Origin of the sequence: Helicobacter felistomachi, from assembly GCF_030296895.1 — a bacterium.
Classification (GTDB): domain Bacteria; phylum Campylobacterota; class Campylobacteria; order Campylobacterales; family Helicobacteraceae; genus Helicobacter; species Helicobacter felistomachi.
This window is the reverse complement of the sequence record NZ_AP028022.1, coordinates 1,363,555-1,380,601: the sequence shown is the minus strand read 5'-3', so window position 1 is coordinate 1,380,601 and position 17,047 is coordinate 1,363,555. Positions and strand designations below refer to the sequence as shown.

The 17,047-nt window shown below is 48.5% G+C and carries 11 protein-coding genes and 2 pseudogenes; 6 read left to right on the top strand and 7 right to left on the bottom strand.

The window, feature by feature from the left end; genetic code table 11:
* Nucleotides 1–3: 3 nt before the first annotated feature.
* The 4 genes and pseudogenes from QUE23_RS07235 to QUE23_RS07220 form a co-directional block, all read right to left on the bottom strand.
* Complete coding sequence (locus QUE23_RS07235) at nt 4–1,629, bottom strand: LeoA/HP0731 family dynamin-like GTPase (RefSeq protein WP_286348394.1); 1,626 nt, start codon at nt 1,627–1,629, stop codon at nt 4–6.
* On the bottom strand, nt 1,617–3,599 hold the full coding sequence (locus QUE23_RS07230) for a GTPase (protein WP_286348393.1): 1,983 nt from the start codon (nt 3,597–3,599) through the stop codon (nt 1,617–1,619). Before QUE23_RS07230 ends, QUE23_RS07235 begins: the two co-directional genes overlap by 13 nt.
* A 159-nt stretch (nt 3,600–3,758) precedes the next feature.
* Nucleotides 3,759–4,831 (bottom strand): annotated as a pseudogene (locus tag QUE23_RS07225) (DNA-methyltransferase).
* 3 nt (nt 4,832–4,834) lie between these two features.
* Entirely contained in the window at nt 4,835–6,046 is a 1,212-nt protein-coding gene (locus QUE23_RS07220) for a saccharopine dehydrogenase family protein (protein ID WP_286348392.1), read from the bottom strand.
* An 87-nt stretch (nt 6,047–6,133) separates the two neighbouring features.
* Between QUE23_RS07220 and gltS the strand changes: the two genes are divergently transcribed.
* The 4 genes from gltS to QUE23_RS07200 are packed head-to-tail and all read left to right on the top strand — an operon-like array spanning nt 6,134 to nt 11,476.
* The gene (gene gltS, locus QUE23_RS07215) at nt 6,134–7,378 is read left to right on the top strand and encodes a sodium/glutamate symporter (protein WP_286348391.1); all 1,245 of its coding nucleotides are present in this window, start codon (nt 6,134–6,136) and stop codon (nt 7,376–7,378) included.
* A complete protein-coding gene (gene ribD, locus QUE23_RS07210; RefSeq protein ID WP_434801982.1) occupies nt 7,379–8,401 on the top strand; it encodes a bifunctional diaminohydroxyphosphoribosylaminopyrimidine deaminase/5-amino-6-(5-phosphoribosylamino)uracil reductase RibD in 1,023 nt (340 codons plus the stop codon).
* Complete coding sequence (locus QUE23_RS07205) at nt 8,398–9,105, top strand: tRNA1(Val) (adenine(37)-N6)-methyltransferase (protein ID WP_286348389.1); 708 nt, start codon at nt 8,398–8,400, stop codon at nt 9,103–9,105. Before ribD ends, QUE23_RS07205 begins: the two co-directional genes overlap by 4 nt.
* Nucleotides 9,098–11,476, top strand: a complete 2,379-nt coding sequence (locus tag QUE23_RS07200; RefSeq protein ID WP_286348388.1) for a heavy metal translocating P-type ATPase — start codon at nt 9,098–9,100, stop codon at nt 11,474–11,476. Before QUE23_RS07205 ends, QUE23_RS07200 begins: the two co-directional genes overlap by 8 nt.
* Here QUE23_RS07200 and pseC read toward each other — a convergent pair.
* The 3 genes and pseudogenes from pseC to QUE23_RS07185 form a co-directional block, all read right to left on the bottom strand.
* Nucleotides 11,451–12,574 (bottom strand): annotated as a pseudogene (pseC, locus tag QUE23_RS07195) (UDP-4-amino-4,6-dideoxy-N-acetyl-beta-L-altrosamine transaminase). The gene QUE23_RS07200 and the pseudogene pseC sit on opposite strands and share 26 nt — an antisense overlap.
* 8 nt (nt 12,575–12,582) lie before the next feature.
* Complete coding sequence (locus tag QUE23_RS07190; protein WP_286348387.1) at nt 12,583–12,792, bottom strand: LolA-like protein; 210 nt, start codon at nt 12,790–12,792, stop codon at nt 12,583–12,585.
* On the bottom strand, nt 12,738–13,100 hold the full coding sequence (locus QUE23_RS07185; RefSeq protein ID WP_286348386.1) for an outer-membrane lipoprotein carrier protein LolA: 363 nt from the start codon (nt 13,098–13,100) through the stop codon (nt 12,738–12,740). The genes QUE23_RS07190 and QUE23_RS07185 overlap by 55 nt, the downstream gene beginning before the upstream one ends.
* A 95-nt stretch (nt 13,101–13,195) precedes the next feature.
* Between QUE23_RS07185 and secA the strand changes: the two genes are divergently transcribed.
* Both secA and QUE23_RS07175 read left to right on the top strand, forming a co-directional pair.
* A complete protein-coding gene (gene secA, locus QUE23_RS07180) occupies nt 13,196–15,784 on the top strand; it encodes a preprotein translocase subunit SecA (RefSeq protein ID WP_286348385.1) in 2,589 nt (862 codons plus the stop codon).
* On the top strand, nt 15,777–17,009 hold the full coding sequence (locus QUE23_RS07175) for an ABC transporter permease (RefSeq protein WP_286349437.1): 1,233 nt from the start codon (nt 15,777–15,779) through the stop codon (nt 17,007–17,009). The genes secA and QUE23_RS07175 overlap by 8 nt, the downstream gene beginning before the upstream one ends.
* The last annotated feature ends 38 nt before the right edge of the window (nt 17,010–17,047 follow it).

The window sequence follows — 17,047 nt, the reverse complement described above, 5'->3', positions numbered from 1 at the left end:
AACTTAAGGACGGATGTGTGCCTCTATGTCTGTGCCCTTTTTCAGCCAACTTTCCAAAGTTTCTTTATAGTCTTGGCACTCTTGAATCCTCTGTTTGAGTTTTTCAAGATCGGTGTCTTGTGAGGCTTGGCAAGCTTGAAGGACTTGGGCATGGTGTTTTCTAATGAGCGCAAGAATGTCTTCTTGTAGGGTTTCTAATTTTGCCTTGAGCTCTTTTTTAAATTCCTCTAGCTCCGCTTCTGCCTTCGCGCGCATCATCAAATCAATCAACTCTAGCAAAAGAGTTAAGGCAGCTAAGATGGTTGTCCCCTTAATGAAACTTGCAGCCTTTCCAAGAATCCCCCCCAAAGCTTCAACAAAGCTTGTCAATACCGCCGCAAATGTTGCACTCTCAAAGAGCTTTTTGAGCATGCTTAAAAATTCCTCAAATTTGGATTCTTGATAATGAAAACCATAAGCCCCGCCCATCCCCTCTTCTTTCCATTTGTTGCCAATTTCTGCAAACTCCAAGCGCAACTCATCCTCCTCTAGCTTAAATCTTTCCTCTAAGACGCGCCTAAGCACCTCACCCTCCTCGCCTATCCAGCGTTCTATAAAGTCTTTGATGTTGTGAAGGTCTGTTTGGCTAAGGGCCTCTAGCAAACGCTCAAAATGTTGCTTGCAAAACGCCTCTAAAGATGTCTTGGCGTTGTCTATGGTTTCTTTGAGATGCTCAAACTCTAAAGACATGCCTCGGCACTTCTCATCTAAAGTCTCAATCTCTTGACACACCGCCTCTAGTGCTGCTCTGCCTTTTTTAAGTGGGGGGTGCAAGAGCGCAATCATGGTGCTCTTTACAGATTCTAAAGCCAAGCGCTGTGCCCCATTGGCCTTAATTTTTGCCTCTGTGGCTTGCTGTAAAAGACCTATACGTGAGAGTTGCCCAAACTCTTCAGGGTGTTTGAGCCAATGATCGATGCCCTCATCATAGGGGTTAGCCGCCACAGCCACAATGTCTAGCTTTTGGGCTTGCTCGAGACTAATGATCCTCTGTAACTCCTTGCACACCGTCTCTTTTTTGATCTCTAATGTGCGTTTGTAGCCTTCTTCGTTTTTGAGATTCACCACCTCATCAAATTTAGAGAGCACAAACACGCTTCTAGGCAAGAGATCGAGCTCTTGAAACAGCCAGCGCAACTCTTCGTGCTGACTCTCTTTAATGGGGTTACTTGGGTCCATCACATACAGCACTAAATGCGCCTCGCTCACATACTTGTGGGTGATGTCCTTGTATTTTTGCACGCCATCTGCCCCGTATTTCTCTTTAAAGCCAAAGAGTCCGGGGGTATCCACCAACACAATGCCCCCCTTGACTGCGTAAGTTTTCACCTCATCCGTAGATTCCTCATGGGCGATTTTCATTTTTTTAGCTTGCTCTAAATCCCCAAGCCACGCCGCTGCAATGGAGGTTTTGCCACAAGAAAACTCCCCCACCAGCACTACCTGTAATATACCCTGCTCTTTGGCATGGGCGATCTTTTCCTCAAAGCCCCTCTCTTCAACCATCCCCAGCCCCTCCCCCTCGCGCATAAATTCCGCCAGCGCATCTAAGAGAGCCCCCATTTGTCCGCTCTTGTCTAATCCTTGCACCCTTCACTCCCTTCTTTAAATGGTTGGCTACACGCTTTTAAGCGCGCCACACTTGTATTTAAATCCGCACACAACCCCTCCCCCTGCTCCAACATCTCCTCTAAACGCTTGCCAATGGCCTGTTGGCACTTCTCTAGTGCTTGGCGCACCCCCTCAAGAAGCACCCCCTTCTCTAGCACGCTTAACAATCCTTGAGCCAGTTTTAGTTTGCCCTCCAACTCTTGTTTGTCAGAAATATTCCAAAAATGCAGATCCTCGAGCTTAGCCTTAGTCTTTTGGATTTCCTCCTGCACCTCTTTACGACCCATAAGACCCACGGCACACTTTAGGCATTTAAGGGCATGATCTAAGGTCTTATCAAAAGTCTTGCGTTGTTCGCTTCTCTTATAATCATCATCAACGGCTTTTCTCAACGCCTTATACAGCAAATACACCCCAAGTGCCGTAAAAACTGCAAGAGCAACCACCCCCTCAAGCATAAACAAGCTCGCAAAGGTCATCCCTGCACCCAAAAGACTGGACCAATCAAATCCGCTGTCCGTCTTAAAAGTGTGGTCGCTAAAGTTATGGCCATGCTTGTCAAAATCCGCGCCATGGCGCTTAAGCACGCCCGCTTTGAGCCGGATTTCACGCAATAAATCCTCCACACCCGCTTTGAATTGACGCTCGCACACCTCTAGTGTGTTTTTCACCTTTGCAGCAAACACTTGGGCTTGCTCTTTTAAAACCTCCTTAGTCTTTGCCTCAAAGCCCTCATCGCTTAATGTTGGTATGGGTAATATTGTGCGTATGGGTAATATGGATATGGGCATATCTCCATAGATGCATCTATACATGGCATCTTCGCTGGCATTTTTAAAGCGCACAATGAGATTATCCAACTCTTTTTTTAAAGATACAAGCGTTTTTTGGCACAACAGATCAAGCTTGGGGATTTTTAAATCCACGCTTTCTTTAAACGCCTTGTGGCACTCTTGCATGGTGTGCAGGGCTTGGTGGGCACTCTTGGTGCAACGCTGCAGGGCACAAAAGGCCTTGTAACATTGGGCTTGATAGACGATCTCTTGCTGTTGCTTGGCGATGTGGTGGAGTAGATCGCATGAGTCGTTGAAGTGGCTCCACTCTAAAAGTTCTGGCGCACTTTTATGCCTTAAAAATTCTTGTTGATCGAAGAGAAAATCGCATCCCTTGGGGTCTTTGGGGTCCAAACACTTTGCTAGTGCCAAAAACGCCACATAGGCACACACGCTTCTATGCCCTTGGTAGTGTGGCCCTAACACCTCTCGCATTTTAGCGTCCGCATCCTCTAGGGCGTGTTTTTCACCGCCAACTAGGGGTTTTTGTAACAACTTAGGGTTTGTTACGCCCCTGTTGTGGAAAAAATAAACCCGGCTTTGGTCGTTTAAGTAGCTCTTGATCTTTTGAAGTGTGCCCTCTTGAGGGGGTGTGGGATTTTTAGAAATATAAAAAATGACATGGGCTTTGGCGCAAGCCTCCTTAATAAACTCTTCAACCTGCGCCTCATCGCCCTCGATTCCGGGCATGTCTAATAGGGTAACCTCCCCCCCCCCATTAGCAAGGGTGAAGGTGTAAGGGGTGATCGCTTGGGTAAAATCTATGTGGGCATCAATGATCGCCCCATCGGCTAAAGGCGCTGTGTCCTCTTGCGCTTCTTGAAACAAGCGCTGTTCTAATGCTTTGCTGGGCTCGTTGAAAAAAAGGCGCAACGCCTCAATGAGCGTGGATTTGCCCGCATTGGTCTCGCCAAAAAGGGCGATCGTAATCTTCGGCTCTTGCTCTGTTTCTAAGTCTTCTAGCCGTCTTAAACTTTGGGATTTCAGCTCTTCAAAATCTGCTCGCGCGCTTTCCAACCACGCCCCAAAGATTGGGTGTTTCTTTGATTGGCTAAAAATCTCAGTGATTTTAGCTAATTCTTCTCTCGCACTAGCAGTGCTTGGGCGTGAGCGCATCGTTAATCCTCGATCACCACTTTTGCCAAAAGATACGCCCCATACCCCAACAACCCAAAGAGCAAACAGCAGTCAAAAACCTTCTGTTGTTGGCCGTTTAAAAACCAAAGTGGCATGCAAACCCCCTTAAAAATTTCCGCCCATTGTATCTAATTTTGTCTAACTTTTTTCCAAATCACAGGATTTAGCCCACAAATAGCGCAACTCATTTAAGGGGATCAACTCCCCTTTGTGGTGGGTGTAGAAGTAGTCCCAGCCATTGTGGTTAATCTTATTTAAAAGTTTTGCGCTCATTTTGTGAATCGACAACACCGCTTGGCTACTATCTTGCACCTGTCCACTGGCGAGGACTTGACATGCCCTAGCTTTGCTTGGGGTGTATAAGACTTGCCCCACTTGCAAATACCCACTATCCACTAGGGTTTTCATCGCCACTTTGGGGGGTCTTTTCTCAAACTCTAGGGCACTGAAAGCGTCCATTTTTACGGGGGTGCTTGCTATCCTCTCTAAAGCGGCTTGTATATAAATAGGGTCTTTTTCCATGCCTAAAAAGTTGCGCCCTAAGCGTTTTGCCACAGCCCCCGTAGTGCCCGTGCCAAAGAAAGGGTCGAGCACCAAATCCCCCGGCTTAGTTGCCATTAAGAGCAATTTTTCTAAGAGTTTTTCGGGCTTTTGGGTGGGGTGGAGCTTTTGCCCCTTGTTGTCTTTGAGCCTCTCTACCCCCACGCATAGGGGGATTTCCCAAATGGATTTTTCTTGTTTGCCCCCATTTAGGGCTTTTAGGGTTTTGTAATTGAAGGTGAAGGGGGTCTTCTTGTCCTTAGCGCACCAAAGCAGGGTTTCGTGGGCGTTGCATAGACGCGTGCCATTAAAATTTGGCACGGATTGGACTTCGCCCATATCATGTCGTTGATGATCCAAAAGCCCAAATCCTGCATCAAAGCCCCCAGGCGGTGAATGTTTTGAAATGAGCCGATCACGCAGATACTCCCTTTTAAAACCCGTTTGCACTCACTAAGCCAAGCCTTACTAAAGCCGTCGTAATGGGCGAAGTCTTTAAACTTGTCCCACTCTGCAGCCACCCCGCTAAACTTTGCGCCCCCCACTCTCAATAACTCCCCCTCTGTTTGCATAAAATAAGGCGGATCGGCAAAGATAAAATCCACACTTGCACTAGGCAAGGTTTTTAAAAGCTCAAGGCAATCGCCTTGTAAAATGGTGTTGGTCTGCAAAGACTAGCGTTCGATCACTTCGGTTTTTAAGCCCTGTTTGGCAAGCTCTTCTAAGAAAGGGTCTGGGTCGAGTTGCTCTAAATTAAACACGCCCTTAGCGTTTTCACCCCCCCAAATGCCCTTACAAATCATCATCGCTCCCACCACGGCGGGCACACCCGTGGTGTAGCTGATGGCTTGTGCGCCCACTTCTTCATAGCATTTTTGGTGGTCGCAGACATTGTAAATGTAAAGGCGTTTTTCTTGCTTGTTTTTATTGCCGTGTATATAACAACCTATGTTGGTTTTGCCCATGGTTTTGCCCGCTAGGCTGGCAGGGTCAGGCAAGAGCTGTTTTAACATTTGAATCGGCACAACCTGTCCCATTTTGCCATCGGTTAAAGGCACTTCAATCGGCTCAATGCCCAGCATCCCCACATTGGCTAAACAGCGCATGTGGTTTAGATACTCATCGGAGAAAGTCATGAAAAAGCGGATGCGCTTTAAGCCCTTAATGTGTTTGACTAAGGACTCTAACTCTTCGTGATAGAGCAGGTAAGAAGCCCGCTCCCCTATTTCAGGGTAAGCCCAAGTTTGCTTAATTTCTAAAGGGGCGGTTTCGATCCACGCCCCATTTTCGTAGTAACGCCCCTTTGCGCTCACCTCTCTTAAGTTGATCTCGGGGTTAAAATTCGTGGCAAAAGGGTAGGGATGTGTACCCGCATTGCAATCTAAAATGTCAATGTTATAAATTTCATCGAAGTGGTGCTTTTGGGCGTAGGCACAAAAGACATTAGTCACCCCCGGATCAAAGCCACTGCCTAAGAGCGCAAAAATTCGGGCATCTTTATACGCCTTGTCAAACGCCCATTGTTCTTTATATTCAAACTTAGCCAAGTCGGGATGTTCGTAGTTAGCGGTGTCTAGGTAGTTCGTCTTAGTCTGTAGGCATGCTTGCATGATGGTTAAATCTTGATAGGGTAGGGCAATGTTTAGCACCACTTTGGGCTGATATTTTTCAATCAAGGCCACGACTTCTTGCACGCTGTCAGCATCCACTTGCTCGCATAGGATCTCCCCTAGCCCTTTGGCCTTCACGCTGTTAGCAATGGCTTGGCATTTAGATAGGGTGCGGCTGGCTAGCACCACCCTTTCAAATAAGTGGCGGTTTTGGGCGAGCTTGTGCGCCACAACACGCCCCACGCCCCCCGCTCCAATTTGCAAGACTGTCAACATTCTATCCCTTTGTCAAAGATTGGGTTACGAACATGCTATTATACAAGTTATATTTTACCCTTTGATTAAACAGGAACGAGAAGCGCGATGACAAATGTGATCAACTTCAATGTTTATGCGACTTTAGTTTGTATGGTGGGAGTCTTGCTCTTGGGGCGCTTTGTGATCCGTCATGTAAAGTTTTTAAAAGATTACGACATCCCTGAGCCGGTCGTGGGGGGGGTGATTGTCGCGTTTGCGATCATGCTCGCCCACCACGCCTACAATTTCAAGCTCATGCTAGACTCCAGCCTTAAAGAGCCTTTAATGCTGACATTTTTCATCACCATAGGCTTGAGTGCAGACTTTGCCTCTCTAAAAAAAGGGGGCAAAATGCTGGGGCTGTTTTTGATTGCTGTAGGGGTCTTTGTCATTTTGCAAAACTTAGTGGGTGTGGGTGTGGCAAGCCTGATTGGTGTAAACCCCTTAATGGGTCTGCTTGGGGGGTCCATTTCGCTTACAGGCGGGCATGGCACGAGTGCCGCGTGGTCTTCCACCTTTTCGCAAGCCCCCTACAACTTCCCCCAAAGTTTAGAAGTATCTATTGTGTGCGCCACCTTTGGGCTAGTGAGCGGGGGGATCATCGGCGGTCCCGTGGCGCATTATCTCATTAAAAAGCATCGCCTAGAACCTAGCAAACAAGAAAAGCAGGAGCGAGAACAAGGCCCTAAACCTGTTTTTGAATCTCCTAAACAAGAACGCCTCATCACCGCTAATAGCTTCATTGAGAGTTTAGCCTTGGTGAGCATTGCGTTGTTAGTGGGGACTTTTGTCGCCAAACATGCCACTTCGGTGCATTTGGGCAGTTTTACTTTACCAACCTTGCCGACCTTTGTGTGGTGCTTGTTTGTGGGGGTGCTCTTAAGAAATATCCTAACCTATGGCAAAATCCACAAAGTCTTTGATCGCGAAGTAGGCGTGATCGGCAATGTGAGCTTGAGCCTATTTTTAGCCTTTGCCTTAATGAGTATTAACTTAATGGAGCTTGTTAATCTCGCCCTGCCTATTGCCATCATCTTGACTGTGCAAGTTGTCGTCATGATCCTTTATAGCGTGTTTGTTACCTTTCGGGTGTGTGGCAAGAGTTATGACGCAGCGGTGCTAAGCGCGGGGCATTGTGGCTTTGGGCTGGGGGCAACGCCCACGGCGATGGTGAATATGCAAACCATCACCAACCACTACGGACCTAGCCATGTCGCCTTCATTGTCGTGCCCTTAGTGGGGGCGTTCTTTGTAGACATCATCAACGCCTTAACCATTAAAGGCTTTTTAGCCCTGCCCTTCCACTACTAAATGCTCTTTGAGATTTTAATGCGTGCATGCGTTAATCACGCATGGCAGAGCCAAACTTTAGCTTTGCCTAATCCTAGCGTGGCGTGTGCCGTGCTGAGTGGCAACCACGAAGTTTTAGCCTTGCAAACACACCGCAAAGCCCACACCCCCCATGCTGAAGTGTTGGCTTTAAGGCAAGCTTTCAATGCCCTAAGCCCCACACCCTACCCTAAGCACATAGACCCCCTAGACAAAGAGAGCAACTACCATTTTTTAGCCCAAAACCACAGCGATCTATTTAAAGATTGCACCCTTGTTGTAACCCTAGAGCCGTGCAACCACTTTGGCAAGACCCCCCCATGCGCCGCCCTTTTAGAGCAACTACACCCCAAAAAAGTGGTGATCGGCACACTAGAGCCTAGCATGAAAGCTAAGGGGGGGGGCGATCGTTTAAAAAAAGCGGGCATAGAAGTTTTAAGCGGGGTGCTTGAAAAGCCTTGTAATGACCTACTCATCCCCTTTACATGCCTAGAGAGCAAGGGGGCGTTTAATCTCTTTAAAATCGCCATGCGTTTAGACGGGGACTATACTGGCAAAATCTCAGGGCAAGAGAGCCAAAACTTCACCCATAACCAACGCACCATCGCCGACCATTTAATCATCTCGGGCAAGAGTGTCCGCACCGATCGCCCCACTTTAAGCACCCGTTTTGCCACCCCGCCCTATGAAGGCTTATGTAATGTCGCCATTTTAACCAGAGATAAAACCCCCTTTGAGCCCACCATCCCCCTTTTTGGTGTCAAGGGGCGTGGAGTGCAAATTTGCCACGAAGTCAAGCAACTCCCCCTAGATAAGGGCTTTAATGTTATAGAAGGGGGGTGGGGCTTGTTTGCAAGCTTACAAGAGTATGTAGACATGCTCTTAATCCACGCCAACGCCAGTTTGCAAGGGGGGGCACAACATGCCACCCACCAACTCAACAAACGCTTTTTGCCTTTGCATAGCCAAGTCTTAGGGCAGGACATTTTGGCGTGGTTTGCATGAGATTTTACCAGCCTCTAAAGGGTTATGCCTACAACAGCGCGAGTTTATTTTTAGCCCACTTTGCCACGCCCTTCATCAAAAGGGGCGACAAGCTCTTAGACATCGGGGCGGGCTGTGGGGTGGTGGGCTTGCTCTGTGCTAGGGAGTTTAACAACCCCTTAGACTTAGTAGAAATTGACGCTGAAATGGCGGCTTTTGCTACATTAAATTGCAAAAATATGCCCCACGCTAGAGTGCACCACAGCGACTTTTTAACTTGCCCCCTAGAGCCTAATTCTTATGCTGTGGTGCTTTCAAATCCCCCCTACTACCCCACAAACAGCCTCAAGAGCCCGCATAGCCAAAAAGCCCAAGCCACGAATCAAAGTTATCTACCCCTATTGGAGTTTTGCCATAAAGTGGCACAACTCTTAAAACCACAGGGCTACTTTGTGCTCTGCTACCACGCCAGCTTGACAGATAGCCTATTAAGTGCCCTAGAAAAAGCCAAACTCAAACCCACCTTACTGCGTTTCGTCCATCCCTTTCAAAGCCACAAGGCGAGCTTAGTCCTATGCACCGCGAGAAAGGGGGCAAAAAGCCCTTTAGAAATTGCCCCCCCTTTAATCACCCACAACTCCAAAGCCCAGCAGGACAACACCCCCGAAGTGGCGGCGATTTATGAAAAATTTAAAACCCACAGCATCAAGGCCTCCCTTGCCTAATTGCGCCCATTGTCAATTACCTTGCAAGGGCGAGCAGCTTACCCTAGAGCAAGAAAACACCCCCCCCCTTGTCTTTTGTTGCGAAGGGTGCCAGCAAGTTTATACGCTTTTGCACTCTTTGCAACTAGAGAGTTTTTATGACAAGCTAGGCACAAAGCCCCTAGCCCCCATCGCCCCCACCCAAGCCCACGCCAAAGAGCATTACAGCTCCCAAGCCTTTTTAGGCAAATTCACCACCCCCCTAGAAAATGGGCGGCTAGAAGTGGCATTATTACTAGAGAATATCCATTGTGCCGCTTGCGTGTGGCTCATTGAGCATGTGCTTTTAAAACAAGAGGGCATTGAGGGCGTGCAGACCAACTACACCACACAGCGGGCGTTTGTGCGTTTTAACCCCCAAGAAATAGACATCGCCACGATTTTAAACGCCATTGCGTCTATCGGCTACAAAGCTCAAGTCTATGACCCTAGGGTGCAAGACAACCATGCCAAAAAGCAACAAGAAAAAGCCTTCATCGCCCTTGTGGTGGGAGTGTTTGCGAGCATGAACATCATGTTCATCGCCATTGCCGATTATGCCGGCTACTTCTCGGGCATGGACTCTAACATGGCGTTTAAGCTCCACATGGCATCGTGGGTTTTAGCCACGCTTGCGCTTTTCATCACGGGGGCGGTGTTTTTAAGGGGGGCGTTTTACGGCTTAAAACATGGCGTGGTGGGGATGGATTTGAGCGTGAGCGTGGGGGCTTTAGGGGTGTATTGTTACTCCATTTACGCCGCCTTTAGCGGGGCACGCCCCTATTTTGAGTCGGTGAGCATGCTCGTAACCTTAGTCTATATCTCTAAATTCTTAGAGCTCAAAGCCACCTACAGAGCAAACGCCCTTTTAGATAGCCTACAAAGTGCTTTGCCCTTGCAAGTGGCGGTGTTAGAGACTGAGGGCACAGAAACTAAACGAGTGCTAAAAGACCCCCAAGACATCCAAGTGGGGGCGTTGATAGAAGTCTTGCCCGGGGAGTGTGTGGCCCTAGATGGCGTGCTAGAGAGTGCAAGTGCAGAAGTCAGCACGCAGGCTTTTAATGGGGAGAGTTTGCCCAGCCACTTAGAAAAAGGGGCGTGTTTGCTCTCTGGCTGTGTCAATGTGGCGGGGGCGTTCACCTACAAAGTGAGTGCCCCTTTTAAAGCTTCGTTTTTAAGCCAAATGGTGGAGCTCGTGCAAAAAAGCTTTATAGAAAAGCCCCACATACAAGATCAAGCGGACAAACTCGCCCGCTACTTTGGGGGGGTTGTGCTCGCTTTAGCCGGGCTTGGCTTTGTCTTTTGGGCGGTTTTTGCTAGCCTAGCCAAAGCGTTTTTTGTGGCGATGGGCGTGGTGGTGGTGGCGTGCCCTTGTGCCTTTGCCCTAGCCGCGCCCATTGCGCTCGTGCTGGGCAGCCAAGCCGCCTTTAAGAAGGGGGTGTTGTTTAAGAAAAACAGCAGTTTAGAAAGCCTAGCTAAGGCAAGCACTTTATTTTTAGACAAAACGGGCACGCTCACCAAGAGCCTTTTAAAGGTGCAAACCCACACCACCCACGCCCCCTATGATTTAGGGCAACTCTTAGGCTTGCTGTGGCACAACCCGCACCCCATCGCCAAAAGTTTATGTGCGTTCTTAAAAGAGCAAGCACAGCCGGCAATCGTGGAAAACTTGCAACAAGAAAACGGCGGGTTAAGGGCGTGTTGCAAGGGACATGTTTTGCACGGGGGGTCTGTGGCTTACTTAGCCCGTCAAGGCGTGGCTGTGGGAGATTTAAAGGCGGACTTTGCCTACAGCGTGGATAAGCACCTCGTGGCAAGTTTCACCTTACAAGCCAGTTTAAAGCCTAAAGCCCTAGAAGTGGTGCAGGGCTTGAAAGATAGGGGGTTAAAAATCGCCATTTTGAGCGGAGATGGCTCGCCTAGCGTCTTTGCCCTTGCTAAAGAGCTCAATTTGCCTTGTTTTGCCCCCCTAAGCCCCCAGCAAAAGCTAGAGCATGTGCAAAATGCCCTCGCACAAAAAGAAGTCGTGGTGATGGTGGGCGATGGCTTGAACGACACGCTAAGCCTTGCACAAAGCCAAGTTTCTATGTGCATGCACGAGGGGCATGACTTGAGCCTACTTTATAGCGACATCATCTTATTAAACAACAGCATAGAAGGGGTGCTCATCGCCTTTAAAGTGGCAAAACGCACGCATCAATGCATTCAGCAAAATCTCGCCATTAGCCTCTGTTACAACGCCCTATTTATCCCCTGTGCGCTATATGGCGTCATCACCCCCTTAATCGCCGCCCTTGGCATGGGCATAAGCTCGCTCTTAGTCGTGGCTAACAGCTTTCGGCTACGCTTTTAAGGATTCCTAGCACCTTTTTAGCGGTGTCTTTGGTTTGCTCTAGGCTCATTTTTTGGTGGCAGGGCAAAGAGATCTCCGCCTTGTAGAAGTCTTGGGCTTTAGGTAATTCTTGCACGCCTAGCAAGTTTTGGTAAAGCTTAAAAGTGTGTATGGGCTTGTAATGCACTTGCACGCCCATTTGTGCCTGCACCAGCGCGTCTAAAATCAAGGTCTTTTGCGCCCATAAATAGGACTTTAGCAAAATGGGGTATAAATGGTTTGCGCTCTTGATCTTGGGGCTTAGGGTGGCGTGCAAACAAGTGAAATAGGGATTGTCTTTAAAGAGCTTGTCATACAAGCACGCAATCTCTTCTCTCTTGGCGATAAAGCGATCCACTTTTTTAAGCTGACTTAAACCCAAAGCCGCCTGTAATTCATTCATACGGAAGTTAAAGCCCAAACTCTGCACTTCTGTGTCCCAGCCGTCCTTTTCCACCCCGTGTGAAATAAGCAGCTTTAAGCGGTGGTAAAGTGCGCCATCATTTGTGGCGATCGCCCCCCCCTCAGCGGTCGTGATGGACTTAATGGCGTGGAAGCTAAACACGCTCGCATCTGCAAGCCCCCCGATTTTCGCCCCACAATACTCCCCCCAAAGGCGTGTGAGCTGTCGCCAAGAAAGAGCAGCCCGTGTTTAGTGCAAAAGGCTTTAAGGGCGGCGACATCCACACTCGCCCCCCCATAATCCACACCCACCACCGCCTTAACCCCCGACTCTAGGCAATTTTCTAAAAGTGCAGGGTTGATATTGCCATCTTGTCCTATGTCGCAAAAAATCGGGGTGGCGTGGTTAGCAAGTAGCATGCTCGCTGTGGCGACAAAACTTAGGGGCGTGGTGATGACTTTAGAGTGGGCTAAGTCTAGGGCGTGATAAAGCATAAACAACGCCGTGGTTGCGCTCGTGCAAACCACGACATGTTTGACACCCAAATAATCCGCCAAAGCCCTTTCAAACTGCTCTGCTAAAGGACCTTGCGCCAAATGTGCCCCTTGCAGAGCTTCTTGCACCGCCCTTAAGTCGTCCGTATCGATGCACTGTGTGCTGTAGGGATTGAGTGCCAAAAGTCGCCTTACTGCTTGATGATCTCGATGCCAGCGGGGGGGGTGAATTGAAAAAGACTGGAGGCTAGGGGGATGTTGGTTTGCACTTGGCTGAAAGTGATTTCCACCTGGCTTTGCATTTTGTCGGTGTAGTTGAGTTTATAGGGCAGACCACCTTTTAGGGTCAGGTAGTAGGTGGTGTGGTTGATTTTGGCTTTGTAGCGCCCATCTTTTGCCACTTGGCTTTTTTAAGGATGGCAAAAAAGTCTAGAGCTTTGCTTAACTTCGTGTAGGTGGCTTGCAGCAATCTAGGCTCGTAGATGATGACTTGCTTGTCTTGCATGTAAACTTCTTTGGGGCTAGGCTTGGTGTAGCTCCACTTAGCAAAAAAAGGGGTCTTGGCGAGGATTTGCCCTTCATAGGTGGGGTTAACGGGAGAAGGAGTCGTGCCGAGCACCACTTGCTTAAAGTGGGCACTTAGACTGGTGAATTGCAGGGGAGCGGAAACCAAGAATTGGAAACAAAGGATCAACAGATAGGCGCGCATGGACTCCCTTTTTATAGGGAATTTTACAAAATTTTGTTAGAATCTGCACTTATACAAAAAGACAATTTGTCCTTGGGATTTGAGGGATGTTAGGAATGATAAAAACCATTCTAGGTAAAGTTATTGGTACAAAGAATCAACGGGAAATCAGACGCTACCAAAAACGGGTGGCAGAGATCAACGCGCTAGAAGCTGAAGTGCAGGTCTTAGACGATGGGGCATTGCAAGAGCGCTTTTTTGGCCTGAAAGAGGCGGTGCAAAAGGGCGAAAAGGACTTACAAGAGGTCTTGCCCCTAAGTTTTGCGATCACCAGGGAGGCTTCAAGGCGTATTCTTGGCATGCGCCACTTTGACGTGCAGCTCATTGGAGGGATGGTCTTGCACGAGGGCAAGATCGCCGAGATGAAAACGGGCGAGGGCAAGACTTTGGTGGCGACCTTAGCCGTGGCTCTAAACGCTTTGGGGGGGCGCAGTGTGCATGTCGTTACAGTCAATGACTACTTAGCCCAAAGGGATGCGACCCAAATGCAGCCCTTGTATAATTTCTTGGGTTATAGCGTGGGCGTGGTTACGGGGGGCGTGGGCGATGGAGAACGCCTAGAGATTTACGCCAACGACATTGTCTATGGCACGAACAACGAATTTGGATTTGACTACCTTAGGGATAACATGAAGTACTCCCTAGAGCAAAAGGTGCAAAAAGAACATGCCTTTGCGATTGTGGACGAGGTGGATTCGATCTTGATCGATGAAGCCCGCACACCTTTAATCATCTCAGGCCCTGTCAATCGGCGCATGGAGAATTACGAGCGTGCCGACATGGTCGCTAAGAACATGCAACCTGAAGTCGACTTCACCATTGATGAAAAAAATCGGGTGGTGTTGATCACCGAAGAGGGCATTAAAAGGGCAGAAGAACTCTTCGGTGTAGACAATCTTTACAGTCTGGAAAACGCCATACTCTCCCACCACTTGGATCAAGCCCTCAAAGCGCACTATCTCTTTGCCCGCGATAAGGACTATGTCGTGGCTAATGGCGAGGTGGTGATCGTGGATGAATTTACGGGCAGGCTTAGCGAGGGGCGGCGCTTTAGCGAGGGGCTGCACCAAGCTCTAGAGGCGAAAGAGAAAGTGGGTATTAAAGAGGAGAGTCAAACTTTAGCCGACATCACTTTTCAAAACTACTTTAGATTGTACGACAAGCTCTCTGGCATGACGGGCACCGCGCAAACAGAGGCGACCGAGTTTTTAGAAATCTATAATTTAGAGGTCGTGTCTGTGCCCACAAATTTACCCATCCAGCGTAAGGATTTGAACGATCTCATCTATAAGAGCGAGCGGGAGAAGTTTGAGGCGGTGGTGGCTAAGGTCAAAGAGCTGCACGCCATGGGTCAGCCCGTGTTGGTGGGCACGGCGAGTATCCAAAAGAGCGAGGCACTGCACGCCCTACTGCAACAAGAGCGCATCCCCCACACCGTGCTCAATGCCAAACAGCACACCAAAGAGGCGGAGATCATCAAAGACGCGGGGCTTAAGGGGGCTGTTACCATCGCCACGAACATGGCGGGGCGGGGCGTAGACATTAAGATCAGCGAAGAGATCAAGGCTTTGGGCGGGCTTTACATCATCGGCACAGAGCGGCACGAAAGCCGTCGAATCGACAACCAACTAAGGGGACGCTCTGGAAGGCAGGGCGATCCGGGGGTGAGTCAATTTTATTTAAGCCTTGAGGATGGCTTGCTTAGAATCTTTGGCAGCGATCGCATCAAGGGCGTGATGGAAAAGTTGGGCTTACAAGATGGCGAATACATCGAGTCTAAATTAGTGACGCGCTCCGTGGAGAACGCCCAAAAGAAAGTAGAAGCCCTGCACTTTGAGAGTCGTAAGCACCTGCTAGAGTATGACGATGTCGCCAACGAGCAGCGCAAGACCGTCTATAAATTCCGCAACGAACTCTTAGATGAAAACTACGACATCGGCGCGCGCATTGCTGAGAACCGCCAATACACCGTGGCACGCATTTTGGAGAACAACCAAGCTTTTAAAGAACAGGACTTCTCGGACGAGGACTTAGAAAACGCCGCCAAAGCCTTACAAGAGGATTTCAGCACGGCCATTGACTTTAGCCCCTTGCAAGAAAGAGATTTTAACTCTGTGGAAAACTTTATTTTAGAAGCCCTAGAGGTGCAATACGCCGCCAAAATGGCGCATGTGGAGGATCAAAACCGAATCGAGCGGGTGGTGTATTTGCAGATTTTAGACAACGCTTGGCGCGAACACCTTTACACCATGGACAATCTCAAAACAGGCATTGGGCTTAGGGGCTATAACCAAAAAGACCCCCTTGTGGAGTATAAAAAAGAGAGCTATAACCTCTTTTTAGAGCTCATCGACTCCATAAAAGTAGAGGCGATCAAGACCTTTTATAAACTTGAATTGATCGCCAACACCCCAGAAGACACCGATCGCTTTTTGAGTGGCTTAGAGGACGATCCATTAGAACTTAACTTCAACAACCAAGACATCGAAGCGGGATTGAGCAATTGGGCAGAGTCTAAACCAAAGACCATCGCTAGAAACGCCCCTTGCCATTGCGGCAGTGGCAAAAAGTATAAAAATTGCCATGGCAAGAGCGGACCTAAAAAAGGCATTTTTGCAACCAACAACAAACCCACGGATGTCTAAAACTTCTTTAGTGGCGTTTTTAGTGCGCCGCTATCTGCGCTTTGACAAGACCCAACCTTTCATCAGCATCACGGCGATCTTAGCCTTTTTGGGCGTGGGCGTGGGCGTGATGGTGCTCATCGTGGCGATGGCGATCATGAATGGCATGAACGCCGAGTTTGAAAAAAAGCTCTTTGTGATGAACTACCCGCTCACGCTCTATGCGACAAGCTACTACGGCGTGGAGCAAAGGACTTTAAGCGCCCTAGAAAAACGCTTCCCAAATTTGCGTTTTAGCCCTTATTTACAGAGCCAAGTCGTGGCGCGTTTTAATGGCATGCTGAGTGGAGGCATGCTTTTTGGTGTGGATATACAAAAAGAAGTGCAGATCAACAACATTTTAAAAAAGGGGTTAGAAGGGGTCAATTTACAAGCTTTCAAACAGGCCCCTTTTAATTTAGTGGCAGGCAAGGGCTTTAAGGAATCTCTGCTCTTAGGCAACACACGTAGCGTTGATTTGTTCTTCACGAAGTTAGAGCCTACGGGCTTTGTGCTTTCGCCCACAATGAAACGCTTTAGTTTGAAAGGCTTTTTTGAATCGGGACTCAAGGCTTACGATGGCAGTTATTTATACACAAATATAGAGGCTCTGCAAGCAATTAGGGACTTACCTGCGGGGGTGTATGACGGCGTGCACGTTTACTCCAAACATCCCATGCAAGACATGGAGAAAATCAAACAAGCCCTTAAAGAAATCCCCAACAATGGTGTAGACATTGAGGGGTGGTGGCAACAAAATGGCAACTTCTTTTCGGCCATGGCGTTAGAAAAGCGTGCCCTTTTCATTGTGCTCATGCTCATTATTTTAATGGCTTCGCTCAATATCATCAGCTCTCTTTTAATGGTGGTGATGAATCGCCGTAAAGAAATCGCCCTATTGCTGAGCCTTGGCGCGACCGCTAAAGAAATCCAAAAAAGCTTTTTTGCTTTGGGCTCAGTGATTGGCGTGGGGGGGATTGTACTAGGCGTGCTTCTAGCCTTTTTGGTGTTGTGGGTGCTTGCCACCTTTCCTATCATCTCTTTGCCCGCCGATGTCTATGGGATCAACAAGCTCCCCCTAGACTTATCTGTTGTGGATTTTTGCAGCACTTTAGTGGGCGCACTTGTCATTGTCGCTCTGTCTTCTTATTATCCTGCCCGCAAGGCAGCCAGTGTGGATGCATTGTCTATTTTACGCAATGAATAGCCCTTAGTGTCAACAAGCCATTTACCATTATTAAGTTG